19 protein-coding genes are annotated in these 22,882 nt (G+C 55.3%); 18 read left to right on the top strand and 1 reads right to left on the bottom strand.

The genetic code is table 11. From position 1 onward, the window contains the following. Positions 1–28 precede the first annotated feature (28 nt). Positions 29–2,326, top strand: coding sequence for a hypothetical protein (locus VLM75_15955; protein HSV98414.1), 2,298 nt, complete (start codon positions 29–31; stop codon positions 2,324–2,326). Here VLM75_15955 and VLM75_15950 read toward each other — a convergent pair. Next, a complete protein-coding gene (locus VLM75_15950) occupies positions 2,303–4,309 on the bottom strand; it encodes an adenylate/guanylate cyclase domain-containing protein (protein ID HSV98413.1) in 2,007 nt (668 codons plus the stop codon). The two genes, VLM75_15955 and VLM75_15950, sit on opposite strands and share 24 nt — an antisense overlap. Before the next feature lie 147 nt (positions 4,310–4,456). Here VLM75_15950 and argS point away from each other — a divergent pair, with 147 nt between their 5' ends. From argS to VLM75_15865, 17 genes are all read left to right on the top strand, one after another. After that, positions 4,457–6,130 (top strand): arginine--tRNA ligase, encoded by a 1,674-nt coding sequence (gene argS / locus VLM75_15945; protein HSV98412.1) that lies wholly within the window; start codon positions 4,457–4,459, stop codon positions 6,128–6,130. A 9-nt stretch (positions 6,131–6,139) separates the two neighbouring features. Beyond that, positions 6,140–7,366: a CinA family nicotinamide mononucleotide deamidase-related protein gene (locus tag VLM75_15940; GenBank protein ID HSV98411.1), complete on the top strand. Its 1,227-nt coding sequence runs from the start codon at positions 6,140–6,142 to the stop codon at positions 7,364–7,366. Then, positions 7,366–10,203, top strand: coding sequence for a tetratricopeptide repeat protein (locus VLM75_15935; protein HSV98410.1), 2,838 nt, complete (start codon positions 7,366–7,368; stop codon positions 10,201–10,203). The genes VLM75_15940 and VLM75_15935 overlap by 1 nt, the downstream gene beginning before the upstream one ends. Before the next feature lie 119 nt (positions 10,204–10,322). Next, positions 10,323–10,769 carry a type II 3-dehydroquinate dehydratase gene (gene aroQ, locus VLM75_15930; protein ID HSV98409.1) on the top strand — a complete coding sequence of 149 codons (447 nt, stop codon included), beginning with the start codon at positions 10,323–10,325 and terminating at the stop codon, positions 10,767–10,769. Next, positions 10,766–11,833, top strand: coding sequence for an aminopeptidase P family protein (locus tag VLM75_15925; GenBank protein ID HSV98408.1), 1,068 nt, complete (start codon positions 10,766–10,768; stop codon positions 11,831–11,833). Before aroQ ends, VLM75_15925 begins: the two co-directional genes overlap by 4 nt. A gap of 10 nt (positions 11,834–11,843) precedes the next feature. Continuing rightward, the gene (gene efp / locus VLM75_15920) at positions 11,844–12,407 is read left to right on the top strand and encodes an elongation factor P (protein ID HSV98407.1); all 564 of its coding nucleotides are present in this window, start codon (positions 11,844–11,846) and stop codon (positions 12,405–12,407) included. Next, entirely contained in the window at positions 12,407–12,631 is a 225-nt protein-coding gene (locus VLM75_15915) for a DUF2273 domain-containing protein (GenBank protein HSV98406.1), read from the top strand. The genes efp and VLM75_15915 overlap by 1 nt, the downstream gene beginning before the upstream one ends. A gap of 62 nt (positions 12,632–12,693) precedes the next feature. Continuing rightward, positions 12,694–13,878, top strand: coding sequence for a hypothetical protein (locus VLM75_15910; GenBank protein ID HSV98405.1), 1,185 nt, complete (start codon positions 12,694–12,696; stop codon positions 13,876–13,878). After that, positions 13,878–15,044, top strand: coding sequence for a DUF362 domain-containing protein (locus VLM75_15905; GenBank protein ID HSV98404.1), 1,167 nt, complete (start codon positions 13,878–13,880; stop codon positions 15,042–15,044). The genes VLM75_15910 and VLM75_15905 overlap by 1 nt, the downstream gene beginning before the upstream one ends. A gap of 211 nt (positions 15,045–15,255) precedes the next feature. Continuing rightward, positions 15,256–15,636: a RidA family protein gene (locus VLM75_15900; protein HSV98403.1), complete on the top strand. Its 381-nt coding sequence runs from the start codon at positions 15,256–15,258 to the stop codon at positions 15,634–15,636. Between the two features lie 168 nt (positions 15,637–15,804). After that, positions 15,805–15,987, top strand: a complete 183-nt coding sequence (locus VLM75_15895; GenBank protein HSV98402.1) for a hypothetical protein — start codon at positions 15,805–15,807, stop codon at positions 15,985–15,987. 168 nt (positions 15,988–16,155) lie between these two features. Next, complete coding sequence (locus VLM75_15890; protein HSV98401.1) at positions 16,156–16,617, top strand: hypothetical protein; 462 nt, start codon at positions 16,156–16,158, stop codon at positions 16,615–16,617. A gap of 408 nt (positions 16,618–17,025) precedes the next feature. Further along, positions 17,026–17,577, top strand: a complete 552-nt coding sequence (locus VLM75_15885; protein HSV98400.1) for a PadR family transcriptional regulator — start codon at positions 17,026–17,028, stop codon at positions 17,575–17,577. A gap of 33 nt (positions 17,578–17,610) precedes the next feature. Continuing rightward, a complete protein-coding gene (locus tag VLM75_15880) occupies positions 17,611–18,594 on the top strand; it encodes an NAD-dependent epimerase/dehydratase family protein (GenBank protein HSV98399.1) in 984 nt (327 codons plus the stop codon). 104 nt (positions 18,595–18,698) lie between these two features. Further along, entirely contained in the window at positions 18,699–19,529 is an 831-nt protein-coding gene (locus VLM75_15875; protein HSV98398.1) for an SDR family NAD(P)-dependent oxidoreductase, read from the top strand. Positions 19,530–19,648: 119 nt separating this feature from the next. Continuing rightward, positions 19,649–22,030 carry a formate C-acetyltransferase/glycerol dehydratase family glycyl radical enzyme gene (locus VLM75_15870; protein ID HSV98397.1) on the top strand — a complete coding sequence of 794 codons (2,382 nt, stop codon included), beginning with the start codon at positions 19,649–19,651 and terminating at the stop codon, positions 22,028–22,030. A 61-nt stretch (positions 22,031–22,091) separates the two neighbouring features. Then, positions 22,092–22,882 (top strand): CoA-transferase (locus VLM75_15865; GenBank protein ID HSV98396.1); only part of this gene is annotated, 791 nt, incomplete at its 3' end.

The following is a 22,882-nucleotide window of genomic DNA, read 5'->3' as shown; positions in this document are numbered from 1 at the left end:
TGTTTTAAGAAATGCACGAAAACATGCCATGCCCAACATAATAAAGAAAGCCGTAAAAAAGTCAATACTGTTTAAAATTGGAGCCGCCGCCGCGGCCCTTTTTGCGATGGTAATAGTCTTGCGATTATACCTGTCATGGGTCGCCCCGGAGCGGCTGTTGAAAGATTCGCTCAGCGTTTTCTTCAAGGACAACTTTGGCAAGGCCGTAAAGTTTGAGGATGTCAGGCTGACGCTTGCCGGCAATGTACGGATAGTCAACCTCGACGTGTCGATTTCGAGCGATTTCAACGACAACATAAGTCTGATCCGGAGTCCATCGGTCACCATCGACCTTAACCTTCCTGCGCTGTTGAGTAAAAAGATCAGCATAACTGGAATCCGTTTCGACCATCCCCAGATCACCCTGTTAAAAAGATATAACCTTGGTTACGGTGAGACCCTGCGCGATCTGTTCATGTCGGGCAAACCGCTCGCTGAAGTCAGCGATGTCGACATGGATGATTTCAGCGTGCTCCTCTCCAATGGCAGGATCATGTATGTTGAATACCTGGTTGGCGGCAGGATTTCAGTTGAATGTCGAAAAGTATCCATTGGGCTGAATTTCAGAAAAGATGCGGTGAATTATTACCTTAACGGCATTCTGGTGCCTTTCGGCAGCAGGGAGATCAGCAGGGGGAGCGTAACGGCCAGGGGGACGGTTTATCGCGCCGGTAATGGACGGGGGTACTCGTCCGTCCATCGCTTTTCAGTGGAGAATTTAGATATATCGCATATCAACGCGAAACTGATGTCGCCGCCATATGCGGTTTTCGGCGGGTTGTCGGCCGGTGCGACCGTGCATGTCATGGACGGGCATGCAAGCATCGACGCTACGGCGGAATTGAACAACCTGAATCTCGTCGAACAACGGCAGGAGGGAGCACGCAGTGTAGTGGCGAACGAGAACCTGAACATCGCACTTGCCGCCGATGTGTTGAATGCCGGCAAACGCATAATCGTTCGGAAGATCGATATCGGCGATGATTCGTCGAGGATTAACGCCAGCGGAATATACTGTAGCAGCAATCAAGAGGAATATTTCGATGTGCTTCTCGAACGCTGCAGGATCGATCTCGCGCGACTTTCGGAATGGCTGATACCGTGGGAAAATGTGTCTTATCAAGGTTCCATAGAAGGCACGGGCCGCTTTTCATATGACATCCGGCATAAACGATCCACGAACGTGTCGCTTGTCATGAGACTTGATGATTTTTCCATAACGAGGAAGGCCGATGGCAGGAAGACCACGCTACTCTCGGCGCCCGCTGCACACCTGACAATCGCCGACGGGGCGTTCCTGGTTTCCGTGGACGCGCGGAAGGGCCGGTCGGACCTTGGGCTGAAAGGTGAAGGATATATTGCGGGATGGATGCCGCTTGTTTCCGAAAGCGGGTTCGCGTTTAATTCCAGAAGGATGGAGGCGCTCTACCCGATAAAGACGGCCGGCGGTGCATTGAAAAAACTTTACACAGACGCGTTTGAAGACAAGGCCCGGGGATACGAACAGATATTTTTCATGAAAACTCCGTTGGGGGTTTTCGTGAATAACAACACGATCGAATGTGATTTCAACGTGGAAAAGCTGCTCTTCGGCGGGAGGGCGGCCCTGAGCAATCTGAAATCCAGGTTTCGACTCGCGGACGGATACCTCAGGCTCGAGGAGTTCGCACTTTCCGGGTTGGGGGGCGAGTACGGTCTTGAAATGCGCGCGTACCTTAAAAGCGATTATCCTGGGGGGTCAGTGTGGGGCAGGATTACGGGAATCAATCTTGAGGAGATCGGCAGAAGCCTCGGAGTGGAAGGCTCTATGTCGGGAACACTGGGAGCGGATTTCAAATTCGAATTCAGCGGCACCAGGAAGGCGCACCTTCTGGACAACGGGAAGTTCGAGTTCAACCTTGGAATGGATTCCGGGCGTTTAAGCGATACGGTGTTCCAGAAACGACTGAAGAAATTCGTTGTCGCCAACGGTCTTGATGAGCCTTCAATCGGAGATATCGGTTTCACCAGGGTTACGCTTTCGGCGAACCAATCGGCGGAAAACGTATACTTCAGCAATGTGGTTTTCAGCGGGGATTCACTGAGCGCAAGCGGATACGGTGCCTTCCGACCCCAGGATGGCCTGCGCCTACCGATCAATTTCACCTATATGGGGATCGGAACGGAAGACGCGCCCGGCAAAATGACAAACGCCCCGCTGGTGATAACGGGACGCCTGTTCGCGCCGGTGCTTCGGGTGATGAACAAAAAGGATTCGGCCGAATTAGCCCTCTATAATATCGACTAATTCGTAAATTTTAACCGGCAACTTCTTACCCTTTACCTGGATCAGATCGAGCTCGCGGGCAATGATGTGCTCCTTTACGTACTCGTATGTCACCTCGCTTATAATTATGCCGGTTCCATACACCTTGTTGGTGCCCTCGAGCCGGGCTCCAAGGTTTACGTTGTCGCCCATAAGCGTATAATCCATTCGCGATGCCGAACCCATGTTGCCGACGACCATGTCGCCGGTGTTAAGTCCTATGCCTATGTGGAGCTCGGGTTTGCCCTCGGTGACCCATTTTTTGTTGAGCCCATCGAGTACGTGCATCATTTCGACCGCGGCTTTGGCCGCGAGAACGGCGTGGTCGTCCTGTGGGATCGGAGCTCCCCAGAAGGCCATAATCTCGTCACCGACGTATTTATCGAGCGTACCGAGGTACTTGAAGACGATGTCGGTCATGGCCTGGAGGTACTCGTTGAGGTGTTCGACAAGGGCCTCGGGGGTGAGGCGCTCCGAGATGGTGGTAAAACCGCGGATATCGGAGAAGAGCACGGTGAGTATCTTTTTCTCTCCGCCGAGCTTCAGCTTGTCGGGGTGTTTGAGCAGTTCATCGACGACCGACTTGGAAACAAACTTGGAAAAGGTCTGGCGGATGTATTTTTTCTCGCGCTGCTCGGTCATAACCCGGTAAACGGTAATCAGCGTAAAGGTTCCTCCGATCTGAATGACGGGAGTGGCGAATACGCAGAGAAGGTTCATCGTGTCGAAGAGCAGGTATGCGGCCACGATGTATACCAGCCCGAAGCCGGTGGAGAACAGAATCGACATCAGTATAGAAAGCTTTGGAGCAAGGAGCCCCAGAATAATCGCGATCACGAGGAGGATGAGAACGTTCTCCCATTCGGAAAATTTAATGATGAAATCCTGATTGAGGATTGTGTTGAGCGCGTTGGCGTGGTGCTCGATTCCGAAAAGGTCTCCGTACGGGGATTTGTGTATATCGGTCGAAATTCCGGTAACAGAGTACGCGGCCACGAAAATGATCTTGTTCTCGAGCGACTTGTTGGTGATTTTTCCGTCGTTATAGAAATAATAATAGGGGTAGTTCTGAAAGCTTCCGGGGCCCCCGATGAAGTTGATATCCATGAACCCCTCGCTGTCGATCGGGATCCGCACCTCCCTCTCCGGATTCGGCTTTTTCATTTTTTCGGTCGGAAGGTTCTTTAGCTTAACATACTTGCCCATCATGATTTCCACGTCCTTTGCCCCGATGTCGAAATAGTGCATGGCGAGAACGAGGTCGATTGACGGGTAATAAAACCCCTTGTGTTTGATGACGACCGGAAGTTTCCGGTTTATACTGTCGGCGTCCGGGCGGATGTTGGCGTAACCGATTCCCTTCGCGGCCCCGGCAAGTTTCGTAGTGGGAGGCACGGCCTCTTCGGCCCACTCATAACTGCTGTCGCTCGGGTCGACGGGGAAACGCAGGCGGTTCAGTATGGCCATTCGATCGTCGGTGTCCGAATACTTGACGTCCACCTCCGCCGTTTCGAAGGGAAAATCCAGAAACACGTTGCCGGCTTCGCGAATCGCGTCGGCGAACTCCTGCTCGTGTTTTTTATGGTCCAGGAACATGATATCAAAAAAAATGGCCTTGGGGTTTCCAGTTGCAACGTAGCGGGTGAACTTGGCGTGGATGTCCCAGGAGAACGGCCAGTGTATATTCTGGCCGGTAAATTCGCGGATTGTGTTTTCATCTATGCCGAGGATGATGATGTCGTCACGCGAGCGCTGGTTTTTTTTCGTGATCCGCACTCCCTCCTGGAGTTTTTTCGCTTTCTCCGAGGGGTCTCGCAGGAAAAAACGGAAATTGACGGCGCCGTTCTCGAGGCCGTCGAGAATTCGGGTCTGGGTGTAAACGAAGCCAAGGGCGATGAACAGGCAGATGGATAATAGGAAGCCGATAAAATGGTTTTTGTGTTCCTGGATGAACTTGTTGTTCATACGATGTCCCTCGTGTCTTGATGGGAATGAAGAGAAGGCATCCCATAGATTCACCGGATGGAGCGGGTTTTTCAAGTATTTTATTAAAGTCTTGACAAAATATTTCCGCGACCGGGAGATTTTATCCTCATCAACAGTTTGAGAGGTATGAGTTTGAACGTCAAAGATAAGATCGCCGAGGTGGTCGAAACCGCGCTTCGACAGGCCGTGGCCGACGGAGCGCTCGGTTCCGGGGATCTGCCCGTCCCGAAAATAGAATACCCAAGGGAGGAAAAGTTCGGCGATTACTCAACACCGATAGCGATGGAATCGGCGCGCGTGCTGAAGCGCTCGCCCCTCGAAATCGGCGCCGTGTTGAAAGGGTATATCGAACGCAGCGAACTCGCCGGCGCGGTCGAGGTTACGAAACCGGGCTTCATTAATATATTCCTTAACCAGGAATTACTCTATCGTCAAATGGAGGAGATTCTAACCGAACGCGACCGCTATGGAAAGCAGGAAAAGAAAAACCCGAGGCGCATCAGCATAGAGTTTGTGTCGGCCAATCCGACGGGCCCGCTGAATATCGTATCGGCGCGCGCGGCGGCCGTCGGGGACACGCTCGCCAATCTGCTCGAGGCCTGCGGAGAGAACGTGGACCGCGAGTTCTATATCAACGATTACGGCAACCAGGTTTTACTGCTCGGGCGATCGGTGTTGTGCAGATACCGGGAGCTCGAGGGGGAGAGCGTGGAATTTCCGGAAGACGGATACCATGGCGAATACATACGCGACATAGCGGCGTTCATACGGGGGAATTTTGAAAGTGAAGTGCGGTCGGCCGCCGGCGAGGACGCGCTCATAGAATTGATGGCGCGCAAGGCCGTGGAATACAACGTGAGCGGGCAGAGGCGCGATCTCGAAAGATTCAACGTTAATTTCAAGCGCTGGTTCAAAGAAAGCCTTTTACATGCGGACGGCAGCGTGGGGGAAACGTTCGGAATACTCGAGAAACTGGGCGTTATATACGAGGAGGAGGGTAAAAAGGTTTTCCGCTCCACCGAATACGGTGACGACAAGGACCGCGTGGTTATGCGTGACGACGGGAGGCCCACATACCTGCTGGCGGATATAGCCTATCACCGGAATAAAAAGGACCGGGGCTACGACCTGATTATCGACATCTGGGGCCCGGATCACCACGGCTACATCGCCCGGCTGGCCGGGGCCATGAAGGCCCTGGGGTGCCCCGAGGGCGCCTTCAGGGTGCTCATCGCGCAGCAGGTAAACCTGGTAATGGAAGGAGAGATGGTTAAGATGTCCAAGAGGCTGGGCAGGTTCTCCACGATGAGCGAACTCCTTGACGAGATCGGCGGGGATGTCGCGCGCTATTTCTTCACCATGCGATCAACCGAGAGTCATCTCGACTTCGACCTCGCCCTGGCAAAGCGGCAGAGCTCGGAAAATCCGGTATTTTATCTGCAATACGCGCACGCACGAATTTGTTCCATTTTTAGGGAGGCCGAAAAACGGGGCTTTCGCCATGACCCCGGCAAAAGAGACACCGTGCACCTCAGGAACCCGGAGGCGCTCGCCCTCCTCAAGCTCCTTGCGCGTTTTCCGGAGGAGATAGCTGACGCGGCCGGCGCGTTCGAGCCGCATCGCATCGCGACCTTTCTCATGCGGCTGGCCCAGGCATATCACAGGTTTTATGCCGAGCACCGTGTGCTTTCAGAAGATGGGTCCGAGGCCAACACGAACCTGGCGCTGTGCGACTGCGTGCGCATCGTCATGAAAAACGGGCTGAGGCTCCTCGGTGTCTCCGCTCCGGAGCGCATGTAGGTTGCGGCAATGAAGCGCGTTTCGATAATCTCCACCGGAAGCGAGCTCGTATACGGAAGGGTACAGGACTCGAACGCGGCGTTTATAAGCGCGTGCCTCTTCCCGACGGCCTTCACCGTGGTTTCGCACCACGCGGTCGGCGATGTCGTGGAAGACCTGCGCCGCACAATAAACACGGCGCTCTGCGAGGCGGACATCGTTATCATGTCAGGCGGGCTCGGACCGACCGACGACGACCGAACCATGGAAGTCGTAGGCGCACATTGCGGTGTTAAGTCCACTGTCAACGAGCCGGCCCTGCGGCGGGTGGAATTCTTTTTTAATAGCATGGGAAGGGAAATGCTTCCCGGCGACGTCAAGATGGTGACGGTGCCCGCGGGCTCCATCGTCTTCGAGAACGAAACAGGCTTGGCGCCGGGTTTTGCGATAGACTATAGAGGAAAAATCCTGGTGGCGATGCCGGGCGTCCCCCACGAATTGAGGCCGATGTTCGAAAAAAGGGTGATGCCCCACCTGCACTTGCTTTATCCTGGTTCGGGTCGCGACTCATTGACCCTGCGCGTCGTACTTATGCGCGAGGCGGAGGTCAACGACCAGATAAAGAAGATGGCGCTTCCTTTCGACTCGATTGACTGGGGAATCACTACCTCCCCGGGGATGAACACGGTTGGCTTTGTCAGCCGCGCCGAGGACCCGTTACCGAAGGACTTGATAATCGCGGAGGCTAAGCGTACGTTCGGCAATAAAATGCTCGCCCTTTCCTCAAAAAACATTGAGGAGGATATGGTGCGCCTGCTTGAAGCCAGCGGGATTTCCGCGGCGACCGCGGAATCCTGCACGGGAGGGCTTATTGCGCAGAGGATCACCGATGTGCCGGGATCCTCGCGTGTTTTTAAGGGAGGCGTCGTCGCCTATTCAAACGAGGCGAAACGTAATTTGCTTGATGTTTCGGCGGAGGTACTGGATACTTACGGCGCGGTGAGCGAGGAGACCGCGCTCGAAATGGCGCACGGCGCTTTGCGGCGTTTTGCCGCGGACATGGCCGTCGCCGTTACCGGTATCGCGGGGCCAGGGGGCGGAACGGAGGCGAAGCCGGTAGGTACGGTCTGCTTCGCCATCGCCACCGTCGGGACGGCTAAAACCTTTACAAGAAATATCACGGGCGACAGGGAAAGGGTTCGACAGTTTTCCTCCCAGTACGCGCTTGACGGAATCCGGAGAGGCATACTTTCATAATGAGACCATTGCGCGCAATACTCGCCATCACGGTCCTGGCCCTTTCGGTAGGCGTATCCGACGCGTCGATGAGGGGCTTGCAGTCCCTTTACGAACAGGGAACGGAGGCCTTCAAGGCCGGCAATTACGGATCGTCCGAGCTGCTGTTCAGGAAGATAATCGATTCGGGGGACGGTGCCGAGTACCGGGACCGGGCTTGGTATTATCTGGCCCTTTCGATCTTCAACCAGAAAAAATATAAGGACGCGATTTTCGAATTCAACCGTTTCCTCCTCATCTGTACGGCCCAGGACCTCTGCCATGAATCGCGTTACTGGATCGCGGAATCGAACTTCTTCCTTAAAAATTACATTAGGGCCATCGAGGAATTCAAGCGATTCATCGCGAAAAGCAGGAACGAAATGCTCACGGTGGCCGCCCTGGACAGGATAGGGGAGATCTACTTTATGCAGGCGCGCTACGACGAGGCCGTGATAGAATGGAAGGAGGCCATCAACCGCAATACGAATGTTTCGCAGAACAGCCAGCGGGTGGTTTGGATCGGGCGGGCCCTCTTCCTCAACGAGGATTATGACAAGGCCCTCGAACTGCTCGAATCGCTCATCTCGACGAAGAGTGACAAAACTCACGAAGCCCAGGCGCGCATGATCATCGGCAGGATATACCAGATAAAGGGCCGCCACCGCGAGGCGCTGAAAGCCTTATACGGCATCCCCGAAATTATGCTCAGAGAGTCGCCATACTGTGACGCACAGTATTTTAAGGCCATGTCGTCTATCGCTCTCGGCGACGCCTACTCGGCGAAATCCTTCCTGGAATCGTTTCTCCTTATCGGCAAATCTTCCGAATGGTACTATCACGGGAAATATGAACTCGGCAGCATTTTTATACGCCAGAACAACGAGAAAGAGGGGACCGAGCTTCTGGAGGAGGTGCGTAATTCCACAAAGGTGATGGCGCTCCGAAGCCGCGCGGCCCTCGTACTGAGCCGGATACACCTTGAGCGAAACCCGGTCGAGGCGATTCCATATCTGGAAGACGCAGTCTCCCTTCCCGATCAGGAGGAACAGCGCGACGCCCTGTCGCTCCTGGCCAGGGTATATGTCGATGTTAGGCGCTACGAGGATGCCGAAAGGATTCTTTCCATGCTGATCAATACATACCCCGAAAACGAGGGAAACGACCAGGTGCAGTTCCTAATAGCGCGCGTTGCGCTGGAGCGTAACGATCCCGTGGCCGCGATCGACGGATTTAACAGGATACAATCAATCAACCCATCATCCCCCTACCTTCGCGAGGCGGTCTATTATCTCGGGCTCGCGCACGCGATGAAGAATGAGTACATCCAGGCAGTCGAACTGCTCAACAGATACATCTCGACTACCGGAGCGGAAAAGAGATACGACGCACTGGTACGGCTTCTTGAACTCTATATCAGCGCATCGGACATCAAAAATGCGGAAAAGACGGCCCAGCTTATACAGTCCGGTTATCCCAGGCAGGAGGGAGCGGAAAAAGCCCTCTATGCGTTCGCGCAGGCGCTCGCCCTCAAAGGCGGAAATCCCGCGCGGTATCTGCAGTTTGTCGTTAACACCCACCCGAAGTCCGACAGCGCCGGCAGGATCATGTTCGCCTGGGCCACGGAGAGCTATGTGGCGGGTGACTACTCCCGTGCAGAACAGTTTTACCGGCAATACCTGGCGGTGCCCGCGAGGGAAAGGGCGCAGGACGCGCTTTTAGGCCGCGTGGATTCTCTTTCCCGCCTTAAACGTTACCGGGAGATCATCTCGATCGCCGGAGACGAGACCATGCCGGAGCTTGACAAAAACGCGTCGATACAGTTCTCGCTATACCTTGGGCGCGCGTACTTTAATGAGAAAAACCTCGAAATGTCGTACAAGACACTGCTGCCATTATCATCCGGGGATCTTGAAGACGATGACCGATTGATACTGGCTAAAAGCGCGCTGAAAGCGGGCGACATCTGGACGGCCCAGGCCGTTCCCGCGCTCCTCCACAAGGGATCGGATCAGTATGCAGAGTCCCTGTATATTCTCGGAAAATATTATATCTCCGAGGGAAAAGAGGATGTGGCCTTCGACTATTTTGCGAAAGTGATCGCGGACTGCCCGGATTCGGCCTTCAGGGATGACGCCCGTATTGAAATGGCGGAGATACACGGGAATAATCGGAAATACGGAGAAGCACTCACGCTTCTCGACGAGATCAAATCCGAAAAGCACGCCGACAGGAAGCTGATCCTCCGAATCGTCGCGATGTTCCGAACGGGGAAGATCGAAGAAGCCGTGGAAATGACCAGATCGGGCATCCGGAACATACTCGGACACCCGGCGGGCGAAACGGTCGTTAAGGAAGCCCTGTTCTATTATTATTTGAAAGGCGATTTAAAAAATTTCGCCGTGTACTCTTCACATCTCACAAAATATTCGGGTAATGATCCGCTGCTGAATTACCTGTCCGGAAAAATATATTTCGAACAGCAACAGTATACGAAGTCGAGTTATTTTTTCGGCAGGCTTGCGGCGACAGAGAGTGAGTACCGCGAGGAGGCGCTTTTTTTCCTGGGGATAATAAGCCTGCATCACCACAAAAACGCACGTATCGCCGCGGGACATTTCCAGCGGTTGATTGATACATCCGATCCCGAAAACTCGTTCGCCATGAAAGCGAGAATAAACCTGGCCCTGTTGATGAGCGAAGGCGCAAATCGCGCGAGGGCTGAAGAACTGCTCAAAGAAATAGAGGCGGGCCCCGAAAATGCGGTGATGAAGGCGCAGGCCGAGAATCTCGCCGAATATCTCAATTTTTCCAAATAGGCATGCCGCGCCATTGGCGACAGGCAATGTCACATGCCGCAGAGAGGGCGGTTGCTGCCGGCTTGCGGCGGTTAAGATGCTTCAGACAGCTGGCTGAAAGGAGGCTGCAAATGGGCAAAATGAGGATAGCGGTCATAAACGGTCCGAACCTCAATCTGCTTGGGGACCGTGAGGTGGGCATATACGGAGGAGCGACACTCGACGCAATTAATTCCGCAATCGAAAACGCAGCCGCGCCGGGCGGAGCCTCTGTTGAGTTTTTCCAGTCCAACATAGAAGGTGAAATTATCAATCACATTCATGTGGTCCGCGATTTTGACGGCATCGTCATCAATCCCGGAGCGTATACGCATACCTCGATCGCCATCAGGGACGCGATATCGGCGGTCAGGGTGCCGACGGTGGAAGTTCACCTCTCGAATATTCATGCACGCGAGGAGTTTCGCAGGCATTCGATGATCGCCCCGGTGTGCGTGGGGCAGGTTTGCGGTTTCGGCCCTTATTCTTATATTGCCGGACTGCTGGCGCTGCTCGATCATATGCGGAAGGAACGGCCGACTGGATGAAGCTCGATATTCTGCGAAAGCGGTTTGAACGTGAGGATAAATTCCCGTTCCTGGTACAGGATCTGGTAAATATCCGCTACCTGACGGGTTTCATTGGTTCTTCAGCCCTCCTTCTCCTGGATGCTGACGGGGATTATTTTATATCAGATTCCCGTTATGAAGAATATGCACGCTCGATTATACCCTCGGGGATGGAGTTCGTCCTCATGCGCGGGACGGCCGTAAAGACCATTTCAGGGATCATCAGGCGAAGTCGCCGCGGCAGGCTCTTCCTGGAAGATCACACCACAACGCTTTCACAGTATTGCGCACTTAAAAAGGCGCTCCATCAGGTTGACCTGAGGGAAGGGGGCAGTCCGGTCAACGAGCTCCGAATGGCAAAGGAGCCGGGAGAAATTGAAACGATCAGGGCGGCGGTCGATCTGTCCGACCGGTGCTTTAAGCATATTCTTTCGATGGCGAAAGCGGGCATGCTGGAATGGGACCTGTCGGTAGAGATAGAGTACTTTTACAGGAAAAATGGTTGCAGGAAAACCTCGTTTGACAGCATCGTCGCCTCCGGCGCGGGCTCATCAATGCCACACTATTTAACCTCCATGACAAAAAAGTTGGAAAAGGGCGACGCGCTGCTCATAGACATGGGATGCGAGTATGATGGCTATAATTCAGACTTGACAAGAACCATCTTCATCAATAGCGTTGATGAAGATTTGAGCAAAATATACGGAATCGTAAGGGAAGCGCAGGAACGCGCCATAGAGGCGGTAAGGCCGGGAATAAGCTGTGGGACGCTCGATTCGGTGGCGCGCAGTTCGATCGGGGCGGCCGGCTATGAGGATGCCTTCGGGCACTCGCTGGGGCATGGTGTCGGCATGGAAGTCCATGAAATACCGGCGGTGAAGTCGGGCGGGCGGACAAAACTGAGGAAAAATATGGTGATAACGGTGGAGCCGGGCATCTATATCCCGGGCAAAGGCGGTGTTCGGATAGAAGACGTGGTGCTTGTTACCGGCGAAGGCTCCGAAATACTGACGAAATCATCCAAAGATATTCATATAGTGTGAGGAGTACTCCATGATCACGAGCAACGATTTTAAAAGGGGAATGGTCATCAAGCTGGACGGCAACCTGTATTCGGTTGTCGAGTATCAGCATGTTAAACCGGCCCGTGGAGCGGCTTTCGTCCGTACAAAACTGCGTTCGATAATGAAGGGTTCGATCGTCGACAAGACATTCAGGGGCGGCGAGAAGGTCGAGGACGTTCGAATCGAAACAAAGAAGATGCAGTATCTCTATGATGAGGGCGATTCGCTCGTTTTTATGGATACCGAAAGCTACGAGCAGGATTCCGTCGCCAAGACATACGTCGGCAATATTCTCGATTACATCAGGGAAGGGGACACGGTGGATATCTCGATTTACGAGGATAAACCGATCAATATCGAACCTCCCACGTTCGTCAGCCTGAAGGTCGTTTATGCGGAGCCGGGCGTCAAGGGCGACACGGCGACCAATGTCACCAAGCCGGTGAAGGTCGAGACTGGAGCCATGATCCAGGTCCCGCTGTTCGTAAACGAATCCGATACCATCAAGGTGGACACCCGCACCGGCGAATATGTAGAGAGGGTAAAACAATAATGAGCTTTCTGGGAGCGGCCGGCGAATGGATCGGGCGGAATCCGGGGAAGGCCGCGGGCGCATTCGCGGGTTTTCTGTTTGGAGTGTTGCTGTTTACCATTGGGATCATAAAAACGCTCCTCATAGTCCTGTTCGTACTGATCGGGTACATCATCGGTAAAAGCAGAGACGACAATGTTTCCATCCTCGACGAGCTGAACGATCTGTTCCGCAGGCGGCGATAAACCGTGGCCGACAAAGGCCGCCGGGCGCTCGCCCATATACTATTGATACCCGTTGGCATTGAGTGAATACGAAAAACCCCCTGCTGAAAGAGGCGTACCGTCTCGCCAGTTCCGGGCGACATGATGACGCCGTGCTCATTCTCGAAAGAATAACCGCCGCTTCCCACTCGGACCCGTATGCTTTATTCCTGCTCGCGGTTGAGTATCTCCAGTCGGGGGCGATCGGCAGAATAGAGCCCGTTTTAAGGAAGCTCCGCTCAATCGATCAGCAGTATCCCCCGCTCGTGCGCCTCGAGCTTTTCCTTTTTTTAAAAAGCGCGGAAAACACGGTTTCCGCGCTCGCACGATATATCGATGCCTTGCAGCGTTTTCCCGGGGATCGCCATATCGCGCGGGCCATCGCGTCCATCCGCCGGGCGGGTGATTTTGCCACATTCCAGCGCAAGGCCCGGCTTCTCGATTTTGTTCCGCTCGAACACCCGACGAAAAATAACCGCAGGGCGCTGGGCGCTTTTAATGGAATGAGCCGACATCGTATTTCGACGAGAATGCTGGTCGTCGCCGCGTTTTCAATCGCTCTGCTCGTAATCTTTTCGACGGCGTTTCTGTACAGAGACGGGCTGATCGGTTTATTCGATTTTAAAACAGTCGGAAATTTTACCGGCTCGACACCTGTAGACATGGTGACGATAGACGGCAGCCGGCACGACCTGATAGATAAGATACGCAGGGAGCGCGCGCGCGTATTCTACTACTCCAACGAAGAGGTCGTGGCCGATTTCAACAATGCCCGCGCGCTGCTCAAGAAAAATCGGCACAACGAGGCTCTTATTATGATTAATAAAATACTGAACAGCAATGCCGCGTTTTCGGTCAAGGAGCGGGCCGAGTTTTTGAGTAAATACACGCTTACCGTGGAGGACAGGGCGTATGACGCCATCGCGTTTGAAGATGTCGCCGGCAGGCCTTACCTCTACCGGGGATTCGCCGTGGAATGGACCGGGAGGGCGGCCAACGTTAGCAGGAAGGATGGAAGGCTTCTTTTCAATCTGATGACGGGGCATGATGGGGCGAATACTTTTTCAGGAATAGCGGACATATACTGCGAAAAGGATGTACCCGGCGTTTCAAACGGAAACATGGTCATGGTGCGTGCCCTTTTTGTCAACAATCCGGGCGGCGACACCCGGCCGTACCTTGTAGCCAGAGAGGTCAGGGTTTTGCAGGCCGCGCGAATGGGGAAATAATGCCGATGACCAGGGTTTCCATTTACAGTTGTGCCGAATATGATGAGCGCGTATTAAATGAAATATTTATCAGGGCCCTTGACGATGTGGGCTTCAAGGCTGAGGATTTCCGCGGTGCGCGAGTAGCGCTAAAGCCGAACATGCTGAATGCGAGCGCTCCGGAAAAGGCCGTTGTCACGCACCCGGCATTCTTCGCCGCCGCGGTGCGCATGGTGAAAGACCACGGAGGGGTGCCGGTGCTGGTGGAGTCTCCCGCATTTCAAAGCCTCGAAAAAGTCGCCGCTAAAACAGGATACGACAGGATTATAGCGGAAGAGCGGATAGAGGTCTGGGACAATAGATCGGTCGCCGTAATAGCCAATAACTCGGGAAGGAAGTTCAAACGTTTCGAGGTGGCGAAGACCCTGCTGGAGGCTGACGTGCTGTTGAATCTTCCGAAAATAAAAACTCATGCCATAACCTGCCTCACCTGTGCGGTCAAGAACCTCTTCGGTACGATACCGGGGAAGGCGAAATCGCAATGGCACATGCGGGCGAAGACCAGGGAAGAGTTCCCGGAGTTCATACTCGATTTTTACGGTGCGATAAAGGGTCTATTCGGTGACGGCAGGCGGATTATTCACCTTGTCGACGGGATTGTCGGCATGGAAGGAGAAGGTCCGGGGCCGGGCGGTACCCCGCGCAGGCTTGATATGGTGATTGCGGGCACCGATGCGGTGGCTGTTGACCGAGTCGTCGCACATCTCACCGGCATGGATGTGTCAAAGATCGTGACCATCAGCTCCGCCGTTACCCGGGGCCTTGGCGCCGGCAATCTGGAAGACATTGAGATTGCGGGACAATCACCGGAAGACATGACCGTACGGGATTTCAAGGCCCCCGGGAGGAGCTTTTCGTCCAGGCTGCAGGACGGTGTGCTCAAATTCAATGCGGTCAAAAATCTCTGTGTGGAACGGCCCGTTCCATCCGCGGAGCGTTGCACCCTTTGCTATCAGTGTAATAGCATATGCCCGGCGGGAGCGATCGATAAAGCGGAGGGTGCAGCGCGGGTGCCCCGCTACGATTATGACATGTGTATCAGATGTTACTGCTGCATGGAAATATGCCCCGAGGCGGCAATTACCCTGAAAAAAGGGAAACTTCAGTGGATCATGGACAGACTGTAGATGGCGGACGGTACGCCGTTTCCCTAAGTTTCACCGTGCGTTTTTCGCTTACCGCAGGTAGCGATAAATGGTATATTTTGAAACGCCGATTTCACCGACGACGATTTCGATAACACCCTTGATGTCGAAAATTTCTTTTCGCGCAAGAAAAGGCAATGATCATACGGCGCGATCAAGAAACAAATTCATTAATGATACGCGAGGTGTTCCAATGAAAAAGATAATCGCCAGCGATAAAGCACCCGGGGCGATAGGTCCGTATTCACAGGCCGTTCTGGCGGGAAACCTTCTGTTTATTTCGGGCCAGATACCACTCGATCCGGTGAGCATGGAGATGATCGGGGCCACCGCCGCCGAACAGGCGGAGCAGGTATTTAAAAACATGAAGGCAATACTCCAGGAGGCAGGCCTGGGATTCGAACATGTGGTGAAAACTACGGTTTTGTTGAAAAATATCGGTGATTTCGCCGCTGTCAACGAGGTGTACGCCCTGCAATTCAACGGGGACTATCCGGCAAGGGCGGCTTACGAGGTCGCAAACCTACCGAAAAACGCCCTTATCGAGATTGAAGCGATTGCCGTAAAGCCGTAACATTATGCAATAATCCCGCTCAATAGCAGGCGGACCCGTACATGGGAACGTATAAGACGGGGATTCTTTTCAGAAGTGATAATTTGCTGTGCAGTTCACAGATACGGTAGGAATAATCATTGACAGGAAAGCATCTTTGAGCGACAGAATGATGTTCCGGTGGAAGCTATGAAAAAGAAGAAGAATAAAAAGAAAAGCCTTCTGAAAACTATCAGAACCGGGATACGTCTGGACACACCGCCGCCGCGGGTGGTTACACCCGAAACCGCCTACAACAGGAAAAAGAAAAAGCCCGTCGATGTCGACGGGCTTTTTCTTAATAGTGAATACACCCGTTCCATGCCGGATTAACCTGGTTCACTTCAAAAATCTGCAATCCCACCGGCACATCCGAGCGCCGCACCGAATTGATGGCTTTAACCAGGAAAGGAGAAAGCAATTTGTCAAAAATCAGTGTCTGGAATAATGCTTGAAGGCGAAGTTTGGGAATGTACAATGCGGCATATGAGCGGCGGACCTGTGATTGATAAACGATTAAACGAGTACGTCCTCGAGAAAGAGGAAGAGGCACGCATGATCGGGCTTCTAAGGTCTCCGTTCGGCCTGTCGACCACGGGCAATCGAATGGATGGATGGCAGTCGCTCGGGCAGAGGTACGAGCTTTTTACCCGATACCAGGGATATGCCGATTTTGCTCCTTCAAATTATATTGAGATAGTCGTCCCGGCGACATCGTCGGGAGCGCGTGCGCACGATGAAGACAGGCAACCCTATTACTGGGACGGGAGTATAAATGAATACGTGGCCGAAATGGCCGTCTGGTGGGCCTTTAATATTATTACAGAAACAGAAGCGCTTCAGTTTCTCAATTCCCATAAACCCGTGGTGCTATTCTTTTACATGGAACGCCGCAGAAGGAAGGAAACCGCGGTTCAGTACGAAAACGGCCTTTGGGTCGTTAGGCAACCTCGCCTTCAATGATTATCTGAAGGGAACCTGTATACGTTCCCAATTTCCATAGGATCAGGGTGATTCTTTGCTCTATGTGACTACGATTTACGCAGGTGAATAGACGGCTTTCAGCATTCCAGGGGGGCTTGCCCGCCTGGAGCAGCGGCATTCGTCCACACGACTCGAGGCGGTATTTCGAACTCTTTCTGTTCAGCCTCAGATTCTTTATAAATAATCCCTCTGGCAAAGTACTCCGTTTCTACAAAAAAAATAAAATAGCACTTGACACTATATATATAATATATATAGATTATATATAGTGAGATTGTTGTTTAATCTGGAGGATGTGGCGGGGCTTCCCCCCGGGTGCGGCAGGAAGAGGCCGATATCTCCAAGATTTACACTTAGTCTATTATGGTGATGGAATCGAGGTAATAAATGTCGATCAAATACGCGATCCTCGGCCTGCTGCATTACACGGATATGCACGGCTACCGTATCAAGGAGCACATCGAGAAAAACTTCGGCCACATGTGGTCGATCAATTTCGGTCAGATTTACCCGAACCTCCGCGACCTCGAGGACGAGGGGCTCATCTCCATGGGCGGGTTCGTTCCCTCCGACGATGGCGGGCCCAATAAGAAGAGTTACTCCATAACGGAGAAGGGTCGCGCGGAATTCGCCCGCTGGCTGATGGACTCGCCCGAGCGGGCCATGCTGCTTCGCGATCCTTTTTTGCTCAAGTTCGCCTTTTTCGGCTTCGGCGATCCGGAGCGTTCGCTTTCGATAATCGACGAGCAGATAAAACTGTACGAAGAGCAGCTCGAGCGCCGCGTAAAAAACCAGGCCCGCTGGCGCAGGCAGGGCGTGTACGTGCGCATGCTCGCCGAGCTCGGCGTAAACTTCAACGAAATGTTTCTCGCGTGGCTGCGGCGCGCGCGGGAAGAGATAAAGAAAGAGTCGGGGGATGCGCTTTTGCAGAAGGTGTAATTTCCCCCGCCTATAGTCCGGGAGGAGGTTCGCATGGAATTCAACGGGATTACGCTGGTCACCGGCGCGGCCGGTTTTATGGGAAGTCATCTGGTCGAGTACCTTGCGAAAAAGGGAGTACGCGTGCGGGCAACGGCGCGTCCCCGCAAGGATACATCCTTCTTCGACCGCCTCGGGGTGGAATATGTTCCCGCCGACCTGACAAAGCCGGAAACACTGCCGGCGCTCTTCGAGGGCGGGGTGGACCGCATCTTCCACCTCGGCGCCATCTGTAATTTTTCCACGCCGTACGAAAAACTGCATCCAACCAATGTCCTGGGGGTCGATCGCATCACCGGCCTGGCGCTCGAGCACGGCGTGAAGCGCTACGTGCACGTGGGCTCCACCAGCGTCTACGGTTATTACAAGGGGACGCCGTTCAGGGAGGACGGGCCGCGCGATCCGGCCGATTCCTACGGCCGCAGCAAGCGCGACGGCGAGGACGTGATATGGCGAAGGATAAAGGAAGGCCTTCCCGCCATCATCACGCGCCCCTGCACGGTATACGGGCCGCGCTGCAACGACGGCGCCGGCAAGGCCTTTTCGCGCCCGACCGATATAAGCGCGATCCCCGGAAGCGGCAGACAGCTTCTCTCGAACATCCGCGCGGAGGACGTGGCAGGCGCGGTGGACCATCTGTCGTACCTGGACTCGGCGGTGGGGCAGGCGTATAACATCGCCGAGGACTACTGCCCGTCGCTCGAGGAGGCGCTCGTCCTCGCCGCGAAGACATTCGGAACGAAGCCGCCGAAACTTCACCTTCCACTGTGGCTGGTCAAGATAGCGGCGAAGATCGACGGGGCCAAGGCCGCGCGGAAGGGAAGCATTCCCGACCTGGAATACGACGCGGTGAACTATCTGTACGATGACTACGTAGTCGATAACACCAAGCTCAAGGCCGCGGGCTACAAAATGGCCTATTCCGATTTCCGGGATTCCATGAAGCAGATGGGAGAGTGGTATCGCGCGAGGAAATAACGCATCTCGATGATCGTCGTTCTCCCCGCCTCGGCGGGGCTGTCGTCGGAGGTATGCACGGCATGCCGAACAAATACAGCGGTGGATAAAAAGGAGGGCGGGCAATGAAACAGGTAGTGGTGATCACGGGGCTGGGCGATGGGATGGGGCGCGAGGTGGCGAAGATGCTCGCCGCGTCGGGGGACAGCATCGCCGGGTTCGATGTAGATAAGAAGGGGATCGCGTCGCTCGAAAAGGAACTCGCCGCGATCGGCGGGGACCATTATCTCGAAACGCTGGACATCACTGACCGCAAGGGCATTCTGCGTTTTCGTAACCGCGTGCTCGAGCGGTTCAACCGCGTTGACACGGTGCTTTCCAACGTGGGCATCGGCTTCTTCAGTCCCTTCGAGGAGGCGGACCTCGAGAAGGCACTCAAATGCCTCGAAATCAACGTGATCGGCGCCTCGGCCATATTCCAGGCCTTCCTGCCCTCCATGAGGGAGCGGCGCAGGGGGAAACTCATCGCGATGTCGTCGCTTGTAGGGCGCATTCCGTTTCCGTTCGAGTCGATTTATTCGGCGAGCAAATTCGCCATTACCGGCCTCATGTGCTCGCTCCGCTACGAGGTCGAGCCGTTCGGCATACGCGTGGCGCTGATCGAGCCCGCGCAGGTGTCGACCACCTTCGCCGCGAAGATACACGTGCTTCCGCCCGAGGGTTCGCCCTATCGCGAACGAGCGGGGCGTTTCATCGCGCGCGACGACGAGCTCATCAAGACCGCTCCGACGCCGGACGCCGCGGCGAAAAGGATCTTCAAGGTGGTCAAATCGGAAAAGCCCGCCATCTTCAACCAGGTCGATTTCATGAGCACCTTCTTTCTGTGGCTCAACAACTACCTGCCGAGGGCGTGGCGCGACGCGATACTGGTGAACCACATGGACATCAAGGTATAAAAAGGTGGCTTTTCCGTGATTGCCGCCGTATTGTATCTGTACGGACTGGCCCTTTGCCGAACATATAAAACCGATCCCACCGGCCCGTCCGCACCACCATCGACGAACAGGAGGCTTGTATGAATACACAGCACGCAATCCGTGCGGCCGTCGGGGCCTCCCGCGTGGAGCGCCTCCGACAGCGGATCATCGACGCGAACCAGGAGGTCTGCGTGGAGCGGGCCCGATATCTCACCGAGTCGATGAAGCTCCACTGGGACAAACACCCGCTCACCCGGATGAGCCTCGCGCTGGAGCATATCCTGAACAACATCAGCGTAATCATCCGGGATGACGAGATTGTCGTCGGGTGCCGCACCTCGAAGCTGAAGGGCGCGCCGCTCTTTCCCGAGAACAAGTCCCGCTGGATCGAGGGGGACCTTGAGAACTTCGACGTCCGCATGCTGCAGCGCGCGCTCATCACCGCCGAAGAAAAAAGGGAACTGGCGGATAAGATCCTTCCCTTCTGGCAGGGGAAGACCGTGGAGAACCGGCTGGAGGAGCTCCTGCCGGAGGACGTCTCCGCGGACATGGACAAGTACATCTTCACCATGATGCTCGAGATTACCTACGGTATCGGACACTTCACGATGAACCATTCGAGGGTGCTGGCGAAGGGACTTTCGGGCGTCATCGCGGACGCCAAGGCCGCGATGGAGCGGCTGTCGCCCGCCGAGCGTGAAGGCGAGAAGGGCCTGTTGTACGACGCGATGATCCGTTCGTGCGGCGCGGCAATATCCTTCGCGCGCCGCTATGCCGCCGCCGCGTTGGCGCAGTCCAAAAAGGAGCGCGATACCGCGCGCGCGGCCGAGCTTCGGGAGATCGCCCGCGTCTGCGAAAGGGTGCCCGAACATCCGGCCGGAAGTTTCCACGAGGCGGTGCAGTCCGTGTATTTCATTCACCTGATCTCGCAGATAGAATCGGGTGGGAACTCCATTTCGCTCGGGAGGATCGACCAGGTGCTCTATCCGTACTACAGGGCCGATGCCGCGGCGGGACGCATCACGCCCGACGGGGCGCGCGAGCTCATGGCTCTGCTTTTTATCAAGACCAACGAAATCTGGAACGTGCTCGAGGAGGCCTTCATTCCGGGCGGCGAGGGCACCGAGGGCAAGACCACGCAGAACGTAACGGTCGGCGGGATGGGTCCGGACGGCGCCGACGCGACGAACGAGTTGAGTTACATGGGTCTTGACGCCTACGCGGACGTACGCACGGTGCAGCCCAATTTCGGCGTGCGCCTGTCGAAGAACCCGCCGGCCGATTTTTTAAACCGGGCGGTCGAGTACGCGCGCGACGGGGTGCTCGTGCACTTCTTCAACGACGAGGCGGTCGTGCGCTCGCTCGTCGACGCGGGGCATTCGGTCGAGGACGCGCGCGATTACGGCGTGGTCGGCTGCCTCGAGGCCAACGCCCAGGGCAAGAGCTTCGGCTCGACCTTCGCGGTGCAGTTCAACGGCATCAAGTGCGTCGAGCTTGCGCTCTCCAACGGCATCGACAACGTCTTCGGGTACCGCACGGGGATCGAGACCGGCGAGCCGTCGGGCTTTACCTCGTTCGACGACGTCTGGAAGGCCTATGACGCGCAGATGCGCCATTTCATAGGACAGATGACGCGGGGGATGGAAATCCTCGACCGCACCATCGCCGAAAAGGTTCCGTCGCCATTCGCCTCCGCCATGATCGACGGCTGCCTCGAGAAGGGGCTGGACCTCACGCGCGGCGGCGCGGTGTATAACTCGACCGGGGTCCAGATGATGGGCTTCGCGAACGTCGCGGACAGCCTGTACTCCGTAAAGACGACGGTGTTCGACGAGAAGCGCTTTTCAATAACCGACCTGGCCGCATGGCTCTCTGACGACTGGCAGGACGTCGACGAAAAACGCGCCCACTTCCTGCACCGCGTGCCCAAGTTCGGAAACGATAACGACGATGTCGACGCGATGGCGGCGAGGGTGATGGACCATTACTGCGACGTCGTTTTTGGGTATCCGAACTTCCGCGGAGGAAGGTTCTGGCCGGGGATATTCTCCGTGGGCTTTCATATAAGTTTCGGCGCGTTCACCGGCGCGACGTCCGACGGGCGCTACGCGGGAGACGTGCTTGGCAACGGCATCACGCCGACCACGGGAAACGCCGTATCGGGCCCGACGGCGCTAATGAACTCCATAACGAAGCTCCCGCTTACGAAAGCATATAACGGAGTAAATCTCAATATGCGTTTCCAGGGGAAAAAGATCTCGAACGAGAACCTGGCCTCGCTGATCCGGGCCTATTTCGGAAAGGGCGGCGTGCAGGTCCAGTTCAACATGCTCGACAGCGAAACGCTGCGCGAGGCGCAGCAAGAGCCCGAAAAGCACCGCGACCTGGTGGTGCGCGTCAGCGGCTATTCCGCGGAATTTACGGGGCTTTCCGAGATCGCCCAGGACGAGATCATAAGCCGGACCGAGTTCGAACTGTAACCGATACCGGGGGCGCATTCGCGCCCCCGGCTTCATCATCGCTGTGTAGATCGGAGGGAGTATGAGCAAGGTGATGAGTACGTCCGAAGCGGTCCAGCGCTTCGTGAACGACGGGGACTTTCTTTTCATAGGGGGGTATATATGCCGCCCCCCCTTCGCCGCGGTGCACGAGATCATCCGCCAGAAAAAACGGGAGCTCACGGTGACGCGAAGCAACGCCGCGGACGATTTCGACATGCTTATCGGGGCGGGGTGCGTCAAACGCTTCATCGCCACCTTCATTTCGCTTGGCCTCTACGGTCTCGCGCGCTGTTACCGCCGCTCGATTGAGAAAGGTATTCCACACAAAATCGAGCTCGAGGAATACACCAATCTCTCGCTTCCGCTTATGCTCATGGCCGGGGCGCTCGGGATGCCCTTCGTTCCGGTGAAGGACATGGTGGGCACCGACCTCATGAGGGTGAAGTCCTTCATGGGCGAGAACAAGTACCGGATGATCGAATCCCCGTTCGACGGCAGTCCCGTGATGCTGGTCCCGGCGCTAAATCCCGACACGGCGATCATCCACGTCCAACAGGCGGACGAGGACGGCAACGCGCAGATGTGGGGGATCGGCGGGGACTGCAAGTGGGGCGCGAACGCGGCGAAGAAGGTGATCGTCAGCTGCGAGCGCATCGTCAGCCGCGAGACGATCGGCAAGGATCCGTCGCGCACCATCCTTCCGGCCTTCAAGGTGGTGGCCGTCACCGAGGAGCCCTTCGGAGCGCACCCGGGCTACACGCCGGGTTTCTACGATGTCGACTTCTCGTTCGGCTATACCTACCAGCAGGCCTCCAACACCGAGGAAGGCTT

This window comes from Spirochaetota bacterium, assembly GCA_035477215.1.
GTDB lineage: Bacteria > Spirochaetota > UBA4802 > UBA4802 > UBA5368 > MVZN01.
Note: the sequence above shows the minus strand (reverse complement) of the source record. Positions and strands in the feature narration are given on the sequence as shown.